The organism is Agrobacterium sp. DSM 25558 (genome assembly GCF_900100825.1).
Taxonomy (GTDB): domain Bacteria; phylum Pseudomonadota; class Alphaproteobacteria; order Rhizobiales; family Rhizobiaceae; genus Agrobacterium.
The window spans coordinates 1-3,678 of the sequence record NZ_FMUD01000074.1 but is presented as its reverse complement, the minus strand read 5'-3'; the positions used below and the strand labels follow the sequence as shown (position 1 = coordinate 3,678).

The window sequence follows — 3,678 nt, the reverse complement described above, 5'->3', positions numbered from 1 at the left end:
GTACAAGCGGAGCCGGCTTCCTGGCCTGATATTGGTGCTGACGATCGTCGCCAAAATCTCGACCGGGATCCTGCTGTGCAGGATCCAAGCGGCCGCGCTCAGGTCCCGACTGCAATCGAAGTCGCTCATCATGAACGCCTGTCTCGACCGCAAGCCGGGCCTGATGCTCCCGTGCGAGTTGGGGCGCAGGGGAGCGCTGATCCTTACGCTGCCTTGCGGCATGATCAACCTCGATCTCGCTCTTGACCCCGAATTGTTCTGCAATACCCCGCCGCTCGGCAAAGTCCCTGACATAATCCAGCGTCGTTTCCTTAGCACCGGAACGCGACAGGCGGTGTTGAAGCTGGCTATAGGCCAGTTCCCCACCCTCGACCACACGCCACGCATTGCGCTGCGTCTGCGTGCCGTCCGGAAGCGTGACGGGGGTCGCCCCTTCATGCTGCAGGCCGATCCTGTCCCCGATCTGTGGCGAGGCTTCCTGCAGGGCGCGCTTGAGATCGACGCCCCAAACCGTGCGCTGCTCTCCCTTGTCGTTTTCGAGCGTCACGAAATAGCTCTCACGCGCTTTTGGATTATGCTCGTAGGGCGCGGCCCCATGGTCGACCAAACGTCCCGCGTTGGTGAATTCCTGGCTGTCGGCATAGAGCTGCACGCCGTCGCGATGCCGGGTCATGGCGACATAGGTCAGATGCTGGTCCATGGTGGTAGACGCCAGCACGAAGGCGCGATCGACCGTCGCCCCCTGATTTTTATGAATGGTGGTCGCATAGCCGTGGTCGATCGCCTGATAGCTATCCATGGGAATGCTGACGCTGTCGCCGGCTCCCTTGCCGCCTGTGCCGTCGAGCTGCGCGATGATCCTGGGGCTGGCACCCGGTGTTCCCGCCTCGACATGCTCGATCGTGCCAAGCATGCCGTTCTTCACACCCAGGTCGCGGCTGTTCTCAAGGAACACGATCCGGTCGCCCGGCGCGAACTCTCTGGTGCCGTCATTGGTCTGGAAGGTCAGCGCGATGGCGTCTGAACCCACGGCGGGCACGTTGCCCTGCGCCAACTCCCCTCTTTTCTGCAGGCCGGACCGAATGTCCTGATTGATCGCCCGCACATCGGCACGGCGATGCGCCATGGCGACCCGGGTGCCATCCGGACGCTGCTCCCGGTCGGCAAGATAATCCTGCACGATCGCCGCCCGCGCCTTATCGCCACTCGTGCTGAAACTGATGTTCCCTTTATCACGATAGGCGGCTAACCCCTCGGCTGTGCGATGCGTGGCAAAGGCGACCGACGCCTCCCGCTGCCAGCTCTCGCGCTGACGCCGGATTTCGGACAGTTCGACATGGCCAAGACGTTCGGCAAGGATGCGGAACGGCGCACCAGCCGAAATCGCCTGAAGCTGTTGATGGTCGCCGACAAGCACGATCTTCGCGCCGCGATGTTCGGCCTCGCCAATGAAATAGGCAAGCTGCCGGCTTCCGACCATACCGGCCTCGTCGATGACGAACACGTCGCCGCGGCCGATCGTCTCCCTATTGTTCTCCCAACTTCGGGACCACGATGCCAACGTGCGGCTTTGGATGCCAGAGCTTTCCTCCAGGCCCTCGGCCGCCTTGCCCGCAAGTGCTGCGCCATGAACCTTATACCCTTGAGCCTCCCAAGCCTCGCGGGCGGCTGCAAGCATGGTCGACTTGCCAGCGCCGGCGAAGCCCACGACAGCGGCGATGCGCTCGCAACCCGTGACATACGCGATCGCCTGCCGCTGCTCGTCCGAAAGGCGGGCCGAAACATCGCCAGAATTTTTTTGAATTGTCTCGTCCTGCCGTGCGATGGCGCGGGCCACATGCCACCGATCAACACCATGGTTCTGTGCCTGGTGCAGCCGTTCGGCCGCCTGCATCATGCCGCTTTCGGTCTCAATCATTTCCCGTGTCGAATAGCGCGCCTTCAAAACCTCACCGGGCTCAGAGTCTCCCACAATGTGGGTGCGCTCGGCCTGAAGCTGCACCAGTGCCGGCGAGGCCATGACAGACGCGAATGCGTTCTGGTACGCCTGCGCGTCATCGTTGATGTAGCGATGCAGTGTACGGGCAATGTCGTGCCGATCGAACACGCTCTTTTCGGCGGTTATCAATGTCAGGACCTGCTCGGGTTTTTCACGGATCAGCTCGGCATTGCGCTTCGCTGCATCCTCGTCCAGCCGCGCCCGCTCGACCTCCATGCCCTGCCGCTGCATCGCGTGGTATGAACGCCCACATGCTCGGTCGGCTCGATCTCAAGTCCGCGCTCGGAATGCGAACGATGGTCGATGCGGATATCCAGTCCCTCGCGCATCAACTGCCTGTTGGCGATCTGCTCCCACGACTGGCGGATGTCGCGAAGCTGCATGTCGGTCGTGGCAATACCCTCCGCCAGCAGCCAACTGTTCTTGCGCTCGAGATTGGTCTTGTCGCTCAAACCATCTTCGGTCACCGCCCGCGTCGTTGTCATCACATGCGCGTGGATGTTGCGAATGTCGCCCTGCTCATGTGGCGAATGGATCGCAAAATCGACCGCAACGCCATAGCGGTTTGCCAGATGCTGCGCGAACTCTTGTGTTGCCTCAAGTCGCGCCTGCGCCGAAAGCTCATGCGGAAGCGCAATCTCGAATTCGCGGGCGACACGCGAATTGCTCTGCCGCTCCGCCCGCTCGGCTGCATTCCACAGGGCCGAACGATCCTTTGCCCAATCGGCGGATACGCCTTCCGGCAAGACAATCTCGCAATGCTCAACGCCCTGCTTGCGGGTGAAATCATGCGTCAGCCCATCGCGCTCATTGGTCAGTCTAACGGCACAGCGGTAAGCCGCCGATGCGACAGCGCTACGGCCGGAAGAACGAGAGATAGGTTTCGAACTCAGATGGTAGATCGCCAATTCGCAAACCTCCTTTCCGTTTCCTTTGCCTCGCAGATCGTCTTGACCTTGCGCAGCAAGGTCGTAAGTGCGCCCTTAGTAACCTCAATCGCTTCGCTCAATCGGCCACGGTATGGCGTCTGAGGTTGATGTCTGAGTGAAATGATTGAGCGTCAAAGAACCACAAATCGGTGCAATTTTCAACATCTCAGGTTGCATTTTATGCTTGACAGCGACACCGTTTTGGTATGCTGGGTCATGGCATGGCTACGACATTGGTCGTTTAAAGGAGACAACTCCGATGAAAGCCCATTTCCCGTTTATAACCGGTTGCTTCATCGGCACCCTTATCGCCTTCGCCGCCACAGCCATTTTTGATATCAGGGGGCTGGTGGTCGCATTGATCTTCGCCGTCGTAACGCCACTGGCGGGAGGCGTGACCGAGCGCCTTTGGCGGCGAAGGTGACGCAAAAGTTCAACCGTTTGATATTCGAGGAAGACGATCATGAATGTCAGTTAGCAACCGGAATCACAGCCACTGATCGCAGCGACTGCGGACGACAATGCGTTCACCAGATGAAAGATTTTTGCCATGAGTTCCGATACCCTCGCTCTGCTGATAGATGGTGACAATGCCACGCCCAAGATTGTCAAAGGGCTTCTGGCCGAGATCGCCAACTACGGGACATCAAGCGTCAAACGCATCTATGGCGACTGGACCAAACCCAATCTGAATGGATGGAAAGAATGCCTGCTCGAACACTCCATCCAGCCGGTCCAGCAGTTCGCCTA

The 3,678-nt window shown here is 59.8% G+C and carries 2 protein-coding genes and 1 pseudogene; 2 read left to right on the top strand and 1 reads right to left on the bottom strand.

The genetic code is table 11. The features are described from left to right. Positions 1-2,907, bottom strand: a pseudogene (gene traA, locus DSM25558_RS27415) (Ti-type conjugative transfer relaxase TraA); the annotation flags it as partial. A 280-nt stretch (positions 2,908-3,187) separates the two neighbouring features. Between traA and DSM25558_RS28930 the strand changes: the two are divergent. Together DSM25558_RS28930 and DSM25558_RS27410 are read left to right on the top strand one after the other, a co-directional pair. Beyond that, on the top strand, positions 3,188-3,352 hold the full coding sequence (locus tag DSM25558_RS28930; protein ID WP_159442538.1) for a hypothetical protein: 165 nt from the start codon (positions 3,188-3,190) through the stop codon (positions 3,350-3,352). 126 nt (positions 3,353-3,478) lie between these two features. Continuing rightward, positions 3,479-3,678: NYN domain-containing protein (locus tag DSM25558_RS27410; protein ID WP_143240274.1), on the top strand; the 200-nt coding region annotated here is incomplete at its 3' end.

What these genes read in the sequence shown, in the direction of transcription:
- DSM25558_RS28930 (WP_159442538.1), top strand. Translation starts at nt 3,188, where the DNA reads ATGAAAGCCCATTTCCCGTTTATAACCGGTTGCTTCATCGGCACCCTT.